This window comes from Pedobacter sp. NJ-S-72, assembly GCF_053890575.1.
This window is the reverse complement of the sequence record NZ_CM132681.1, coordinates 5,912,973-5,929,154: the sequence shown is the minus strand read 5'-3', so window position 1 is coordinate 5,929,154 and position 16,182 is coordinate 5,912,973. Positions and strand designations below refer to the sequence as shown.

Annotated in this window: 18 protein-coding genes and 1 pseudogene; 5 read left to right on the top strand and 14 right to left on the bottom strand. The window is 36.9% G+C overall.

Going from position 1 to position 16,182, the window contains the following annotated elements:
* Positions 1-27: 27 nt before the first annotated feature.
* The 4 genes from ACWYN3_RS39070 to ACWYN3_RS39055 all read right to left on the bottom strand — a co-directional run bounded on the left by ACWYN3_RS39070 (position 28) and on the right by ACWYN3_RS39055 (position 3,479).
* On the bottom strand, positions 28-714 hold the full coding sequence (locus ACWYN3_RS39070; RefSeq protein WP_456219008.1) for a carboxypeptidase-like regulatory domain-containing protein: 687 nt from the start codon (positions 712-714) through the stop codon (positions 28-30).
* Positions 715-827: 113 nt separating this feature from the next.
* A complete protein-coding gene (locus ACWYN3_RS39065) occupies positions 828-2,006 on the bottom strand; it encodes a FecR family protein (RefSeq protein ID WP_456219007.1) in 1,179 nt (392 codons plus the stop codon).
* 73 nt (positions 2,007-2,079) lie between these two features.
* Positions 2,080-2,694: an RNA polymerase sigma factor gene (locus ACWYN3_RS39060; RefSeq protein WP_456219006.1), complete on the bottom strand. Its 615-nt coding sequence runs from the start codon at positions 2,692-2,694 to the stop codon at positions 2,080-2,082.
* 398 nt (positions 2,695-3,092) lie between these two features.
* The gene (locus ACWYN3_RS39055; RefSeq protein WP_456219005.1) at positions 3,093-3,479 is read right to left on the bottom strand and encodes a group III truncated hemoglobin; all 387 of its coding nucleotides are present in this window, start codon (positions 3,477-3,479) and stop codon (positions 3,093-3,095) included.
* 950 nt (positions 3,480-4,429) lie between these two features.
* Between ACWYN3_RS39055 and ACWYN3_RS39050 the strand changes: the two genes are divergently transcribed.
* Complete coding sequence (locus ACWYN3_RS39050) at positions 4,430-4,813, top strand: GreA/GreB family elongation factor (RefSeq protein ID WP_456219004.1); 384 nt, start codon at positions 4,430-4,432, stop codon at positions 4,811-4,813.
* A 117-nt stretch (positions 4,814-4,930) separates the two neighbouring features.
* Here the strand turns inward: ACWYN3_RS39050 and ACWYN3_RS39045 are convergent, their stop codons facing one another.
* Complete coding sequence (locus ACWYN3_RS39045) at positions 4,931-5,491, bottom strand: hypothetical protein (RefSeq protein ID WP_456219003.1); 561 nt, start codon at positions 5,489-5,491, stop codon at positions 4,931-4,933.
* A 196-nt stretch (positions 5,492-5,687) separates the two neighbouring features.
* Between ACWYN3_RS39045 and ACWYN3_RS39040 the strand changes: the two genes are divergently transcribed.
* Positions 5,688-6,251 carry a Crp/Fnr family transcriptional regulator gene (locus tag ACWYN3_RS39040; protein ID WP_456219002.1) on the top strand — a complete coding sequence of 188 codons (564 nt, stop codon included), beginning with the start codon at positions 5,688-5,690 and terminating at the stop codon, positions 6,249-6,251.
* A gap of 150 nt (positions 6,252-6,401) precedes the next feature.
* Positions 6,402-7,124, top strand: a pseudogene (locus tag ACWYN3_RS39035) (adenylosuccinate synthetase); the annotation flags it as partial.
* A 138-nt stretch (positions 7,125-7,262) separates the two neighbouring features.
* Here ACWYN3_RS39035 and ACWYN3_RS39030 read toward each other — a convergent pair.
* From ACWYN3_RS39030 to ACWYN3_RS38990, 9 genes are all read right to left on the bottom strand, one after another.
* Positions 7,263-8,045 carry a serine hydrolase domain-containing protein gene (locus ACWYN3_RS39030; RefSeq protein ID WP_456219001.1) on the bottom strand — a complete coding sequence of 261 codons (783 nt, stop codon included), beginning with the start codon at positions 8,043-8,045 and terminating at the stop codon, positions 7,263-7,265.
* A gap of 8 nt (positions 8,046-8,053) precedes the next feature.
* Positions 8,054-8,656: a serine hydrolase gene (locus ACWYN3_RS39025; protein ID WP_456219000.1), complete on the bottom strand. Its 603-nt coding sequence runs from the start codon at positions 8,654-8,656 to the stop codon at positions 8,054-8,056.
* A gap of 240 nt (positions 8,657-8,896) precedes the next feature.
* On the bottom strand, positions 8,897-10,411 hold the full coding sequence (locus tag ACWYN3_RS39020) for a RagB/SusD family nutrient uptake outer membrane protein (RefSeq protein ID WP_456218999.1): 1,515 nt from the start codon (positions 10,409-10,411) through the stop codon (positions 8,897-8,899).
* 10 nt (positions 10,412-10,421) lie between these two features.
* Entirely contained in the window at positions 10,422-11,012 is a 591-nt protein-coding gene (locus ACWYN3_RS39015; RefSeq protein ID WP_456218998.1) for a hypothetical protein, read from the bottom strand.
* 25 nt (positions 11,013-11,037) lie between these two features.
* Entirely contained in the window at positions 11,038-13,092 is a 2,055-nt protein-coding gene (locus tag ACWYN3_RS39010; RefSeq protein WP_456223310.1) for a SusC/RagA family TonB-linked outer membrane protein, read from the bottom strand.
* Positions 13,052-13,498 carry a carboxypeptidase-like regulatory domain-containing protein gene (locus tag ACWYN3_RS39005; RefSeq protein WP_456218997.1) on the bottom strand — a complete coding sequence of 149 codons (447 nt, stop codon included), beginning with the start codon at positions 13,496-13,498 and terminating at the stop codon, positions 13,052-13,054. The genes ACWYN3_RS39010 and ACWYN3_RS39005 overlap by 41 nt, the downstream gene beginning before the upstream one ends.
* A 166-nt stretch (positions 13,499-13,664) precedes the next feature.
* Positions 13,665-14,069 (bottom strand): hypothetical protein, encoded by a 405-nt coding sequence (locus ACWYN3_RS39000; protein WP_456218996.1) that lies wholly within the window; start codon positions 14,067-14,069, stop codon positions 13,665-13,667.
* Entirely contained in the window at positions 14,020-14,544 is a 525-nt protein-coding gene (locus ACWYN3_RS38995) for a hypothetical protein (RefSeq protein ID WP_456218995.1), read from the bottom strand. Before ACWYN3_RS38995 ends, ACWYN3_RS39000 begins: the two co-directional genes overlap by 50 nt.
* A 13-nt stretch (positions 14,545-14,557) precedes the next feature.
* Positions 14,558-14,965: a hypothetical protein gene (locus ACWYN3_RS38990; RefSeq protein WP_456218994.1), complete on the bottom strand. Its 408-nt coding sequence runs from the start codon at positions 14,963-14,965 to the stop codon at positions 14,558-14,560.
* Positions 14,966-15,376: 411 nt separating this feature from the next.
* On the opposite strand from ACWYN3_RS38990, the gene ACWYN3_RS38985 reads away from it, so the two are divergent.
* Positions 15,377-15,604 carry a GntR family transcriptional regulator gene (locus tag ACWYN3_RS38985; RefSeq protein WP_456218993.1) on the top strand — a complete coding sequence of 76 codons (228 nt, stop codon included), beginning with the start codon at positions 15,377-15,379 and terminating at the stop codon, positions 15,602-15,604.
* A 53-nt stretch (positions 15,605-15,657) separates the two neighbouring features.
* Positions 15,658-16,089 carry a GntR family transcriptional regulator gene (locus ACWYN3_RS38980; protein WP_456218992.1) on the top strand — a complete coding sequence of 144 codons (432 nt, stop codon included), beginning with the start codon at positions 15,658-15,660 and terminating at the stop codon, positions 16,087-16,089.
* Positions 16,090-16,182 lie beyond the last annotated feature (93 nt).

Sequence of the window (16,182 nt, the reverse complement as noted above, 5' to 3'; positions counted from 1 at the left end):
TTGCAGTAACTGTAGCGATAGCACCTGTTAAGCTGCTTTTCTTTTTTGCGTACCGTAAGCAACGACCACAACTTCTTCAAGGTTACTTGCCTGTACAGCCAGTTTAATGGTTAACGAACCTCCTGCCCCAGCGCTTACTTCCTGAGTGATATAACCTAAGTAAGAAACTACCAAAATAGCATTTTCCTGAACGCCGGCTAACTTAAATTGTCCGTTACTATCTGTAATGCCTCCCTGCGCGGTGCCTTTTACTTTTACAGTAGCACCAGGGATACCCAATCCTGCTTCATCAACAACTTTACCTGTGATATTGATATTTGCTTTAACAGCTGAAGGTGTATTGATTAATGCTTTCCTTTCCTGTACAACTATCGTTTTTGCTGCGATCGTATATTCCAGGGATTGGTTGGAGAAAACCTGCTGAAGTGCATCTTCCAGACTTGCTTCTTTAACTTCTATGCTTACAGGTTTTGCCAGTTTTAAATCTTTTCTGATAAAAAATATATCATACCCGCTTTGCGTTTTTATTTCATTCAGAATTTTCTCGAGTGGTGCATTCTTGCGCGATAAAGTAATGCGGGCTTGTCCAAAAGCCATCGCATTCAGCTGTAAAACAGCTGTTAGAATTATGACAAGCGTAAACTTCGCAGCTCGAAGAAGTTTCTTATTCCTACAGGGCTTCCCGTATGAATTAAAAGCTAGATTTTCATACATTGATTTGGTTGTGTTTTAAACGGGTATCCCGACAACGAGTGTCGTCATTACCCCGATTTAGTTGATAATTTTGTTTGTTTGGTGGTTTGAATTCTATTTAAAGAAGGTAGAGTTTATGACATAACGATAATCCTCCTTCCTTCAATCTTAAACTTCATTTTCCGGGTTAATTCTAAAATTTTGATGACCTCTGCCAGGCTTTTCGATCTGGAGATCGTTCCGCCAAAAGAGATGTTATCAAATTTCCCGTCATAGGTAATATCTACATTGTACCATCTGCTTAATTTGCGCATAGATACTTCAAGATCTTCATCACCAAAGGTGAAATAGCCATTCTTCCAGGCCACAACATTATTTATATCTACCTGATCAACTTTAAATGAGGCTTGTTTTAAAGTTGCCTGCTGTCCGGGACTTAAGAGCTTTGAATCGCTTTCATTTTGCGGTTCAGTAGTTTTGGAGACCTTAACACTTCCTTCTAAAAGCGTGGTCTTTATAGCATTTTCATCTTTATAAGCATTCACATTAAAATGAGTACCCAAAACCTGTACCTGCTGCTGATCAGTAATTACAATAAATGGTCTTTTCTTATCTTTTGACACTTCAAAATATCCTTCTCCTTTAAGTTCTACCTTCCGCTGATTGACAGCAAATTGGGTTGGATATTTAAGGGAAGAAGCGGCATTGAGCCAGACTTTCGTTCCATCCGGCAGATTGATCTGATATTGCCCTCCAATCGGAGTTTCAATCGTATTAAACTGCATTTTGTTTTTTGCCGAGCTGGCAGCTGCCGAATTTTTAACAGTATAAACTAACTGCCCGTCGGTAGTTTTGGTGACACAAATCCCTGATTGTTCAGCAATTTCACCGTTAGTAGTATCTGTTAAGCTGATTTTTTTACCATTTGCCAGTGTTAAGATCGCTTTATTCCCTCCTGGTATAATTACAGAAGCTATCTGACTATCTTTTTTTAGCTTATTAGCTGGTGATTTACTAAAAGACAGGTACAAGGCAGTTCCTGATATCAAAAACAATACAGCTGCTGCTAAAAAGGAATATTTCAATTTAGCGTTTCTTCGCTTTGGGAAGCTGAGCCCTAGCCTGCTGTTGATTTCTTTATTCAAGTATTCCCCAAGATCGTCTGGTATTCCGTCTTCTTCAACAGTTAATTCAGTATCATCAAAAGAGTTATACCACGTATTAAATGCAATTTTCTCTTCTTCTGTAATCGTACCTTTACGCCACTTTTCAGCTAGGTCAGATAGTTTGTCTTTGTCCTGATTGGAACTCATTATAATGGCTGTTTAATAGATAGCCAAATCAAATCAGCAAATCCCTTAGTCCATTATAAATTTTAAATGCTTTTTAAAAGAAAAGTACTGATTTAGCCATTTCTGCCAAATAGCCAAATCTGATCCGGATAGTTTTCCTGGCTTTTGAAAGATGGGCTTCTACTGTCTTTTCTGCAATATTGAGTTCTTCAGCAATCTGTTTTTGAGAATACCCTTCTTCATGTTTAAGTTTAAAAACCAGCAGACATTTTTCAGGCAATACTTTTATTGTTAAAGCCAGCTGACTTTGCAGCTCGTTGAAATCCAGCTGATCTGAAGTAGATTCATCAATTACTGAACTCAATACCAGGACTTCTTTCTTCACACTGTTCTCCCTGCTCTTTTTTGCCATCCGGTTGATAGCTTCAAATTTTACAGCTACAGAGAAATAATATTGAAACCCTTTTGTTAGTTCAAAACTGTTACGTTTTCTCCAAAGATTACAAAAGATGTCCTGCACAATTTCTTCTGCTTCATAAGAATCAGAAATTCTGTGACGTGCAGCAACATATAGTCTTTCCCAGTATCTTTTATAGATTTCATTAAATGCAGCTTCGTCATCTGTGGTAATCAGCGTAGCAAGCTCATTATCTGAAAGGACATCATAAGATTTCTGTAAAGGCAGCAGACAAAAAGCTCTTTTATTCATTTTCATATATCATCTACCACAAGAGGTTCACATATCATCAACCAACAAAAGGTTTGGAGAAGGCGGATCTGGTTAGGATTAATAGATTTATTTTAATCTGGTTTTGCTGGTATCAGGTTAAGAACTAATATACTGGCAAGCAGACCTATTAAAAAGGATGAGAACTACGCAAACGCTTGCACAACCCGGTTTATCGAGAAGAATATTAGTATTGTTTTTACCTGAAGAGATACAAAATAAATGCAAAATCAAGTAAATTAAGGTGCCTTTAAGGATTTAAAGGCAGATGGAAGATTTGGCTGTTATATTTCAGCACAAACGTTTGCTTTGAGCTTAGATTGTCGTTTTATGGCTATATCTGTATAGCTAGTCAGAAAATTATACTATTAATCTGGAAATTATACGACTGTCCTGGCAGAACCACCAGTCATTCCACTCAAACGCTGCAGAAACATTTTAGCCATCAACTTAGCCCTGTTTTTAGCATCTGACGCCATTTCACCTTCAAAATCGCCGTCAATCGTTTCATTGAATAAGATTAACCACTGTTCGAAATGCAGGTCATCAATAGCTAAAGGAGCATGTTTGGCAAACGGATTACCACGAAAACCAGGAACTCCAAATAATGCTGCATTCCAGAATTGATACATTTGCTGAAGATGAGGGCCCCAGTCTTGAATGGCTCCCGCGAAAATAGGGCCTAACAATTCATCCTGTTGTACTTTTTCGTAAAATTTATCTACAAAAAAAATAATATCTTCCAGATTTCTGATATCAGCCTTCATAAGCTCAAATTTACGGAAGAAGATTGAATTGAGGACTTATTATCATAAATATAACGCTCGTATTAGCTACTAAATTTCTATAATTTTATTCTCCAATGAAAAATTTCGCACAAAAAACATAGTTGTGTAACAAAATCAGGACAAGTAAATATAAACTAAAGAAATATTTGTTTTTGTGATTTAAAAGTAGAGATTTGTTTCAATGGGTTTATTAAGGCACATATTTCACACACTAAAAATGATAGTTGCATTAAAATTGCAGCCTGTCCGTGTTGTGCAGCGCCGTCCCGTTTCTTACAATTCAAATTCCGGATACTTCTTCCTAAAAAATAGCAAAGACTTTATTCAGTAAGTCCCGGCCCCTATCAGGTTTGGGGCCAATGATAAAGCTTTATTTTTTATATCTTAATTTATTTTGTTAATGAAAACAATCCATACACACAGCTCTATTTATGCAATGCTTGAAATCTCTTTTACAACAGAGATGCGTGCATCATTTGCTATGTATTGCCAAATGGTATCTATTCATTGTCATTTCGGATTCTATTCCCAAACTACCAGCAAGGACTTTATAAATAAGCCCCGACCACATTTTGGTTTGGGGCCTTCAGGAAAATCACAGGGCTTTTTGAAATTCATCTGATAGCTTCAATCTCTTTTTTACTGAATTAATGAGTTTTTATGATCAATAAATTTAAATCCATATCCCGGGTTGGCTTAGGCTTGATATGTATTTTTGGCTTAAACGTTACACTTGTTCTCGCTGCATTATTACTGGATCACCTGTGGTTGAATATTCTGGCGGTCCTGGTATCTGTATTACAATTATTTCTGCATCACAAACTGAAGCCCAGAAAACGGAAATTCAAAACTCACAGTAAATTACTGAATCTCTATAAAACGCATTCTGCGAATTAATAACTCAAACAAAACATTTAAAAAATAAGCATATGAAAACGGAACAATTAATGATCGTTAAAAAAGAACTGGATTTGTTAAAAAAACATCTTAAAGATTCTAATCTTTCAGAATACAATAAAAATCAATTACTTGCAGAACTAGGCTCGGCAAAAATCGTTAATGAAGATGAATTACCAGAGGATGCTGTGTGTATCGGGTCTGAAGTTGAAATTCAGGAAGTAGTAAGTGAAAGGAAATATACTTTTCAAATCGTACTGCCAGCAGAAGCCAATATGAAAGAAAATAAAATGTCTGTTTTTGCTCCTATAGGAACAGCCTTATTAGGATACCGTGTAGGGTCACAAGTCCAATGGGAAATGCCAAACGGTATGAAAACATTTGATATTTTAAAAGTAAACCACAAAAGAGCATAGCCTGTTCCAAGGTTATAAATCTTGTCTTGCTGAAATTTTTAACATTTATAAAAAATGCCCCCCGGATCTGTATGGTCCGGGGGCATTATAATTACATGGCCTTTTTCGCTGTAATCTTTAGCTGTGTTGCCAGCACCTGCCTCCACCAGAAACAATACGCTTACAAGATCCTCCGGTCTTAGTCCTTGCCCCGCACACTGAAGAGCTTGGTTTTGTGCTGCCTCCATTTGAGCCAGATCCACCGGAACCAGCAGCGTAGCTACCATATTTCATTGATTTTTGTCCAGATTTAATATTATATAATAACTCAAAACTGTTATAACCTAAGTCTCCATAGATTACATCGCTATTCTTTAGTATATAAGCACTAATATCCTGATAAACATTGTTAGTTGTTTTGATATTGATTTTCAATTCAGCATCACTAGCTTTTTTGAAAGGGTAACTCCACTTTCCACTACTATTGGTTATCTTCTTAGTATTTTTGTTTTCATCCAGAAATTGGATTTCACAAGAAGTACAGGTTACTTCATAAGTGTAAGTATCGGTTTCCGGTTTAACAACCGGTTCTGGCTCCTGATTATTTTTGCTGCATGAAGAACAAAGCATGGCTAACAGGAAAAAGAGCTGAGGTATTAAATGGATTGTTTTGTTTTTTCTTTTGTAGAATCCTTGCATAAATTTTATGTTGTTAAATTATCTGGTTTGTTTAATATTTAATTGTTCAACAATCAAAAGTATACAGTGCTGGAATGCTTTCCTTACGGAAAGCCGTAAACCTCCGAAATTCCCCACCTCTCAGCACATTTCCCTATATCCCTTAATTCTTGCCAAATGGCAAATTTTGTTTAGCCAATACTGATTAACTTTGGCTATGGAAGAATTGATTAATTACCTCCTTCAGTTTGGACATCTCAGTCAGGAGCAGATTGCAATGATTCAGTCCAAAGCCAGGCCAAAAACAATAAAAAAGGGAGAGTACTTTTCACAAGCCGGTAAAATAGCGGATAAAATAGGATACATAACAGAAGGTGTATTCAGGGTCTGTTATTATGATAAAACTGGTGAAGGTTACACCCGTTATTTTGTTTACGAAAATCGTTTCGTAGCTGATATCAACAGCTTTCGTGACGGAGTCCCATCCGCAGAATATATTGAAGCTGTTACTGATTTTATACTGCTGATATTTTCTAAAGAAGGATTTGAAGATCTGGCAAATACAATTACCGGGTGGAGTGATATTTTTTCAAAGATCACTTCATATGTTATGGAAAATAAAATGAAAGCCAGCAGTAATATGCTGGTTCAGGATGCCCATACCCGTTATTTGCACTTTCTCGACCACTATCCGGGTTTAGCTAACCGCGTTCCACTTTCGATGCTGGCTTCCTATCTTGGAATTACAGCATCCTCACTGAGCCGTATCAGAAAAAAATAACTTATTTGTTTTTTTGCCATTTGACAATTGATAGCTCTCAGGTTATCTCCAACTTCGCTTCAACAAGAAGACACATTTGCAGCTGTCAAATGTTTTGGCTTTTAAAGGGAGCGGCACCCAATAGCTGCATTCAATTAAATAAATGATATAATGGCTATTGATGTTTTATTAGGCCTCCAATGGGGCGACGAAGGTAAAGGGAAAATTGTTGATGTTTTAAGCGCAGATTATGATTTGATTGCCCGTTTTCAGGGTGGTCCCAATGCTGGTCATACCTTAGAGTTTGAAGGTAAAAAATTGTACTGAATACAATTCCATCAGGCATCTTCTTCGAAAACACGATGAACCTGATTGGAAACGGTGTGGTTATTGATCCGATTGCTTAAAAAAGGGAACTGGATAATTTAAAAAATGCCGGTTATGATCTGCTGGCTAAAAAGAATGGGCGATGCTAAAATTGGTTCTACACTTAAAGGTATTGGCCCTGCTTATATGGATAAAACCGGCAGTAATGGTCTGCGTATTGGAGATTTAACTTTGCCCAACTTTAAAGAACGATACCAAAAGCTGGTTAGCAAACACAAATCTATATTGCAATCCTTATCCGGTAAGATTATGGATTTCAGTGAACAGGAACAAGCATTTTTTGAATCTCTTGATTTTCTCAGCCAATTTCAATTAGTTGATTCGGAACATATAGTAAATGACTATGTAAAACAAGGCAAAAAGGTATTGGCAGAAGGGGCACAGGGTACAATGCTGGATCTTGATTTTGGCTCCTATCCATTTGTTACCTCTTCAAACACCACAACTGCTGGTGCCTGTACCGGATTGGGGATCGCTCCTAACCAAATTGGTGAAGTGATTTATATAGATTTTTTAGAAAAACAATTAGGTGTACCCATAAAATTCCTCTCTTTTGGCCCGGATAGAAAACAGACCCTGAGTATAAAAAAATAAAAAAAAAAAAAAAGCTGGTGTATTGCTACACCGGCTTCTGTATTTAAAAAACTATAGTTTATCAAAGATCCCTGACCCGATATTATCAGTATCAACCCCCGAATTGGAAAGAACTACCACTGCAATCTTTTTCTTGATATCGAACATCATAAAACTTGTGCTTCCCCCGGTCGCACCATTATGCCAATAATAAGTCTCTTCTGCTGATTTAATAATATGCCAGCCTAAACCAACAACAGCTTCTTTTGAAAAAGTAACCTGATGTGTAAGCTCAAATGCTTTTGATAAATCAGGATTTTTGCTTTCAATATTATTCTTTGCATAAATCAGCAAATCATCATTGACAGTAGAGCGAAGGCCTCCGGCACCAGCAAGTGCATCAAAATCCCATGCTTTGATTTCTACACCCTCATTATTATATACTTTTGTAAAACGCTTTGCAAATTCAGGAGTTAAATGCTGAAACGTACTGTTCATTTTTAAAGGATCAGCTATAATTTCTTTAATAAGCTCTTCATAACTTTTACCACCGATTCTTTCTAGAATCACAGCCAGAAGTCCAGCCCCCATATTGGAATAGCTATAAACCTTTCCTGGAACAGAAGCCAGTTTAGAGGTTTTAAGATAGCTGAAAAGTAATTGTGCCGTATAATTCTTATAAGGATTAACGGCATCCATATTTTTACTGAGGATATTTTCAGGCAAACGATCAAGACCGGAAGTATGATTACTTAAATTAACAATTTTTATTTTTTGAAGTTCAGGATTTGCAGCTACTGAATCCGGCAGATATTTCGTAATCGGATCTGTTAAGCTGATTTTCCCTGCATTCACATAGTACGCTAAGATCTGAGAGCAGTAAATGTTTTACTAATAGACCCTATTTCAAAAATAGTATTGGCATCTGGGAGCTCTCCATTTTTCTTTTGAGTAGTACCATATCCATAAGTATATGTCTTTCCGTCTTTTAAGACCCCAATACTCAAACCTACAGTATTCGAATTTTGAATATAAAGCCTTGCCAGGGTATCAACCTCTCTATCCAATTTCGATTTCAAAGGATTGTTTGAGGGAACCATTACGGCTTTTTTGGTAACTATCGGAATAAATGATGAAAAAGAAAGCTTTTTTAATTTGTTCTTTTGATCAAGAGAGAAAGAAAGCTCTATATTTTCAGCATCAAATACCAGTTTATATTTACTCAGGCCTTTCGTAGAACTGATAAAAGAAGATTCTTTAATTTTCCCTAAAATATAAATGTTCTTCTTAACAAAATCGCCCAATTTCTCCTGACTGATTCCTGCTTTATATTCTTTACCTCCCAGAGAATAGATCATATCAGGCCTCTCAGCAATATACTTTTTAATCAATACAACGACTAAATCACTTTTTCTATGTCCACCGCTTTGAGCCAGTGTCATTAAAGGCATAAGGATCAGTAACATAACTAAAGTCTTAAAATTTATAAGATTCATAATTTAAATTATACAGTTAATAGTTTACGGTTAACAATATAATTTAAACGAACAAAAAGTCAATACCCCTACTATTTCCGTTTTAAATATTATCAGTATTCAGAAATGAGTCCAATATTCTTCAGAATTATCTGCATATAAAAATGCCCCCCAGATTTGTATTAATCTGGGGGGCATTGTACGATTTGTCTTTTATACAAGAATCTTCACTTAAAATCCTGTATTATTTGGCAATAAACTTGGATTCACATCAGTTTCCTGTTTAGGTAATGGAAATAACAATTGTTTCTCCGAAAATGTTGCTCCGAAAACCGTCCTATGTCCTACAAAATTGTCCCAGTTACCTGTAACATCATTGTGAACTTTCCTGGTACGGATCATATCAAACCACATTTTATTCTCAAAACATAGTTCATAATTACGCTGAGCCCATACTTCCTGCTCAAAAGCAGTAGATGACAATGCTCCGATTGGTGCCAGTTTCGCCCTTCTTCTAATATCATTTACAAACTGAATCGCTGTACCATTTGGTCCGCCTTCTGCTTGATTTGAAGCTTCAGCATACATTAATTCTACATCCGCTAAGCGATATAAAGTAAAATTAAGATCCGATTTCACTGTATTTGTTACCGCCACAGAATCAAACCATTTATAGATATATGGTCCTTTAAAATTAACAACCTCGCCAGTTTTTGCATTTTTATAATTGGTATAAAAGAATTGTTTTTCAGCTACCCTTTTATCTCCAGCAGCAAAAGAAGCTATGAACTGTGGTGTTGGATATACCGCACCATATTCATCTGAATATTTAGAGATCCCCGAGTAATTTGGAATAGTCAGTGAAGTAAGCGGATTTGGAGCTGGAACAGCACAGCATACATACTGAACCTGAAAAATAAATTCACCTGTATTCTTATTTACTGGCTTCAGCATATCTGTATATTCGGAAAACAAAGAATATCCACCGGTTTGAGCTACTGCAAGAGCGCGTTTAGCTGATTCAGCATAATACTGTTTCCCTCCATTTATTGCAGCTCCGGCATAAGTTAAATATACATCGGCCAGAATAGATTTTATAGCACCCATAGATACCTTTCCTGTATTATCCTTCCAGGGTAATGTTGAGTTCTCTGCTAATAGTAAATCGGGTATAATCACAGCATCATAGATTTCCTTTGCCGGAGCCCTGGAAACTAATAAATTAAGGTTTTTTGGGACTTCTGTAACCTTTGGAACTGCACCATACATCCTTACCAGGTAAAAATAGTATAATGCACGCATGGTACGCGCTTCGGCCAGCATATTGGTTTTATCTCCTTCACTAAGTCCGGGTGCATTAATTAAGGGGATTTTTTCAATCGCCAGATTACATGCACCAATCCCCAGGTACATTTGCTGCCACCAGGTATCAACATAAAATGAGGAAGGATCATAAGAAAGGTTCTGAAAATTAGTAGCCCCAGTTTGCCCGAGGTCACTATTTGCTTTTCCTGTCATAAACTCCATTAGGTTCCAGGTATTCCCTCCATAAGAGGAAGGTTGTCCTTTCTGCATTCCCTGAAGATACTGATAACTTGAATTGGCAAAAGCTCTTGCTACCTTGGCACTGGAAAGATCTGATCCAGGTGTTATAAAATCAGTTGGTTTTTCTTCAAGGAACTTTTTACAGGAGGCACATGTCAATAAGACCAGTACCGCAAATATTATATTTTTTGTAGTTTTCATTTGATTCAGTTTAAAAGGTAAGTTGCACGCCTAAATTCCAGATACGAGGTCTTGGCGTAGAGAAGAAATCTATGTTTTGTGAAAATGCCGCATTTGTACCATAAGTTTGATTAAATGTGTCTACCTCTGGATCATAACCTGTGTACTTGGTAATGATGAACAGATTCTGAACATTTGCATAAATACGTAAGCGATTAACATTAAGCTTCTTAAGTATTTCTGCTGGCAAACTGTAACCAATAATAAAATTCTGACCACGAATGAACGAACCATCTTCAACCCACCAGCTGTCAAAGTGTGAATCCTGCGCAAATTTATAATTACGAACCTGCGAAACTGAGGTATTTTGATTTTGTGGGGTCCAGGCATTTAAAACTGTTGCAAGACTATTTGAAATTGTTTGTCTGTCTTCTGCCGAGTGTTTAAAGTTGGCCGCTGTATTCAGACCTTGTACAAAACGGATATCAAAAGATAAATCCCAGTTCTTGTACTTAAAGGTACTGCTAAAAGTCCCTGTCCATTTTGGATAAGCCTGACCTATAATACTATTATTTACAGTACCATCTGCATTATAAAGATATTTCCTGTCTCCGGGTTTCAAACCATGCGACGCGGCTTCAGCGGCTTCAGATTCTCTCCAAGTACCTACCTAAACGCGTCATTCCGTAGAAAGAACCTATAGGCTCTCCTACACGAATTACATAGTTCTGTCCAAGAAAATTCGGGCCGGGAAAGATATCAGCATTTCCATCGTTCAGCTTAATTACCTTGTTTTTATTTGCAGAGAACAGAAAGTTAGTAGACCAGGTAAAATCGTCTGTTTTAACATTGACTGTATTCAGACTGATTTCTACACCTGAATTTCTAACTGAACCCACATTTTTATAAACGTTCGCATTGGTAAAACCCGCTGACCAGGGAATTGGCGCTTGTAATAACAGATCTTTGGTTACACGATTGTAATAATCCAGGTTCAAACTTACCCTGTCATTGAATAAACCTAACTCTATTCCTGCATCTGCCTGGATAGATCTTTCCCATTTCAAATCAGAGTTACCAATATAACTCGGTAATAATGTAGATTTTGCCAAACCGCCTACTGTCGTAGAACTTGCCTCATATTGTGCCAGTGAACGAGCCTGACCAATTTCCTGGTTACCTGAAGTACCATAACTCGCACGGATCTTTAAATTAGAAACGGTTTTGCTATCTTTCAGAAAATCTTCTTGTGAGACGCGCCACGCTGCACCTACTGACGGAAAAAAAAATGCGTACTTATTGTTCGCTCCGAATTTGGAAGAACCATCATAACGGCCAGTTGCAGTAAAATAATATTTATCATCGATATTATAGTTAATCCTCGCATAAAAGGAAGCCATAGCTGATTTGGTATCATATGATTCACTCGCCGTTTTTAAAGCACCTGCTTTCAAATTGTGATACTGAAAGAAATCATCTATAAAATCTTGTGTCTCAGCACGAACTTTTTCATAACCTGTTTGCTGTAAAGAAAATCCCAATAAAGCAGTCAGTTTCTGACGATCATTAATCTTTTTGTTCCAGGTTAAATAGTTCTCTGTTTGCCAGTAATAATTATCATAAGCAATAATATTAGCTACTCCACCTTCATCCTGTGACAAATGGGGCAGATTTTGAGAAGAATAGTAATTATTCTTATTAGAACTCAGGTTATAACCAAAGTCAGTTTTAAAGTCAAGGTCTCCTGTAATATGAAATAATCCATACACATTACCCAGCATTTGCAATGTATTATTAATAGTATACCTGTTATTTGCAATATCAATTGGATTTGGTGCACCTTCTAAACCGGCAATATCAAAATTACCTGCATAAAGGCCATTTGGATATTTTACCGGCAAAATTGGTACTTCCTCTGCTACCGCTCTCGCCACATTTAAACTTCCGTTACCATCGGTAACCAAACGCTGAATACTGCGGATCAGGTTCACATTACCACCTATTTTCAACCAGCTTTTTACATCATTATCTAAAGTCATCTTTACTGAATAACGTTTAAACCCTGATGTTGGAGCAAGCCCTTTCTGGTTCAGATAACCTAGTGAAAAACTATAAAGTGTCTTTTCACTGCCACCTTGCAAATTTAACTGGTGGTTTTGCGAAAATGCAGGTTTATAGGTTTCCTTTTCCCAGTTTGTATCATAAAGAGGTTTATTATTGGTATCAAATAATAATGGAAAGTTTGCATAATTTAATTCTTTTGGCGGGCTCCAAACTCCACCTGCCGGATCAAATTTCTGACCATTTGCATAAGATTCATTATACACTTTCAGAAATTCTTCTGAGTTTAACGTACGTACATGTCTGTATAATTCACTTACGTTTGCATTAGCCTCATAACTAATCTGTGTTCCATCTCTTCTGCCACGTTTGGTTGTAATCATAATTACCCCATTTGCACCACGGGAACCATAAATCGCTGTTGAAGAAGCGTCCTTCAAAACCTCAAGTGAAGCAACATCATTTGGGTTAATGGAGTTAGGATCAACACCAGCAACACCATCTATCACGTACAAAGGATCGACATTGGAGTTAATGGATCCAATTCCACGTACGCGTACTTTCGCAGCAGTACCCGGAGCAGCACTGTTTAAACTTACCTCAACACCTGCAAATTTTACCTTGCAGTGCCTGAGATATATTCGCTACAGGTTTATCCATCAGCTGTTCTCCTTTTATCGTGGTAACAGCTCCTGTCAGATCTGATTTCTTCACTGTACCATAGCCAATTACAACTACTTCGTTTAAATTATCAGCTTTTTCATCTAACTGGATATTGATAATACTTCTACCGGCTACAGTTCTCTCTGTGGCTGTAAATCCTGTAGAAGAAAATACTAGTGTACCTTTATCATCTGGTAATTGTATCTGGTAATTTCCAGCAGCATCTGTCATTGCACCTCCGGTAGTACCCTTTACTTTTATACTAACCCCAGGGATTGGCAGATTGTCTTTAGAACCGGTGACCTTCCCGGTAATTTTAATTTGTGCCATCGCATGCAGGGAGAGCAGCGAAAGCAGAATTGAGTAAATAAATGATTTTTTCATAATTTGGTTTTTAGATTTAGGTGTGGTTATATTCTGGTTTACAAGCTATTCTGTCTGTATGATTAAGGATTACAAAAACATTATGGTCCAAAAAAAACAAGGTTCTCCTAATTGCTCCTTAAAGCATTATTAATTATCCATGAAATAGGCGTTAATTTTTTACCCGCTAATTTTTAGCGGCCCACTGTCTCAATGATTCAACTGCATCATATAAAACACCCGCCTCTCCTCTAAAATCGCCCGATCCTTTAGCCTCACCAGTTTGTACATTGTACCATTCATAAAACCCTTTATGATCAATTGCACGGTCTACCATAGGCATTAATTCTGCATAAGCCTGTTTAATTAAACCATGAGATACCAGACCATTAATCATCCGGCCACCGAACCAGGTCCAGTCCCCCCCATTTTGATAAGTATAAGGCAGCATATTTGGAAATTCAGTACCGGGATAAGGCGGATCAACAGTATAACCTATGGTCGCATATTTCTCTTTCGCTGCTGCTGCTACAATCTGATTATTAATATTTTCGATCTCTTTTTTTTGTATTAAAACCAGCGAGTATTGCACACACAGATCCACCGGAATACAAGACTTTGTCTTCCTCAAATGTCTTTGAAAAAGGACTGCCATTCAGATATACATGCGGCCTGTATTTTTGGTTATCTGTGATCCATAGATGTTTACGAACATTAGCTTTTATGTTAACTGCCAATTTGCCCCAGTCTTGTTGCATTTTGTAAGTGTTAGGTTTCATCGCCAGAAAATCATTAATGGCAATTACAAACATGGCATTATCATAAATATCGATCGCCCATTTAGTATGTGCATTGATCGCTACCCCCCAGCCTTTTTCTGGTTGAACATCCCCCCAGTCGACAGTAGTAGCCCCTTTTACCAACCCATATTTCTCAGACCACCTGTCTTTTAGGATATAAGAAAAAGAATCTTCCATCCTTTGCAAAATGGTTTTAGCATTTACACGTTCAGAAAGGATAGATACGTCTCCAGTAACATCAATATATTTTTTAACAGCCTGTACCAATGAAGATTCCTGATCAGTTTCTTTCTACAGTGTTTTTGTGTGCCGCCCATCCTGGCAATAAAGCCGAATACCGATATTTATATCCACCGTTTGCTTTTGCACTGTCAACTACACCATCTACGATATTCCCGTCATCACCCTGAATTTTAAAAAACATCAGGAGCATACTCTTGACTTTTTCTTTTGATTGTATTTTCAAAGATCCCCTAATAAAAGTATTAAAATCTCTGATCCATACTTCATCATAAGATGTTCCGGCAGAAAATCCAGTAAGTAATTTAATTGCTCTTGCCTGGATAGTATCTAAACGACTATCAGAACGGATTGATTGGGCTAGGGCTGCTTTATCTGCTACCTGAGCGGTAGAATCCAGATGTAAAAAACAAAAAACAGCAGAAAAAAGGAGTAAAGATCTTTTCATTTAGTTTTATTTAAATAAGATAAATAAAAAGCTTCCACACTCCCGCTTTTAAGGCAGAAGATGGTCGCTGTTTATATTTGGCTGGTCAATAGTTATGTACAAACATAGAAGTATTATACTTATTTCCAAATTTTAAATGATATTTTTTCTATCTGATAAAACGTTTATTGATTATTCTATATTTCCGTCTATTTATCTATTATTCAAATAATAACAAATAAAACAATTCCGGTAACATCTTTTTTTTCTTTCGTGTAACGTTTTTGTTCATTAATATTAAATTTAATCCGCCAGTGAATTTTTTAATTGCCGCGAATCTCAAAAACTTATATACCTACATTCCTATTTTTTATGTATGCATATAAAAGCTTAGTTTTGTATCCGGTAAATTGAACCATATAAAATCCAACTATGAATATTTCTATTGACCATAAAAGTCATGTACCACTTCATATCCAGGCTGAACTTCTGCTTAGAGAATTAATCAAAGATCCTGCTTACCAGGCTGGTAAATTACTGCCTAATGAGGTAGACCTTGCAAAAAAACTGGCCATTTCCAGAACTACACTTCGTCAGGCATTAAACAAACTGGTTTATGAAGAACTACTGGTAGAAAAAAAGGATATGGAACAAAGGTAGCTCCTTCCAAAATAAGCTCAAAATCAATGAATTGGCTAAGTTTCTCTCAAGAAATGAAGACTAGAGGAATACCAGTTAAAAACTATGAGCTTCACTTAAGCTGGGTCTATCCGGATGAGCAGATTGCCAATTTTTTCGACATCAAAACTGACAAAAAGATCTTAAAACTAGAGCGTTTGCGTGGTGGGTCTGACGGTGCTTTCGTTTATTTCATCTCTTATTTTCATCCCAGAATTGGTCTGACAGGAGAGGAAGATTTTAAACTTCCCTTATACGAAATGCTGGAAACAGAACACTCTGTTATAGCTAATTTGTCTAAAGAAGAGATCAGTGCCATAGCTGCCAGCAAATTTACTGCTGGCAAGTTAGAAGTCGAAACCGGAAGCCCTATCCTGTTCAGAAAAAGATTTGTGTATGACCAGGGAGACCGTGCAATGGAGTATAATTTAGGCTATTACAAGGCTGAGAGCTTATTTACACGGTAGAGAGCCGAAGAAACAGCTAGATTTTAAAAGAATAAAAAAAGGTCTTTGAATATTTAAATGAAATGTCATATGTTTGGACATTATAACATACAA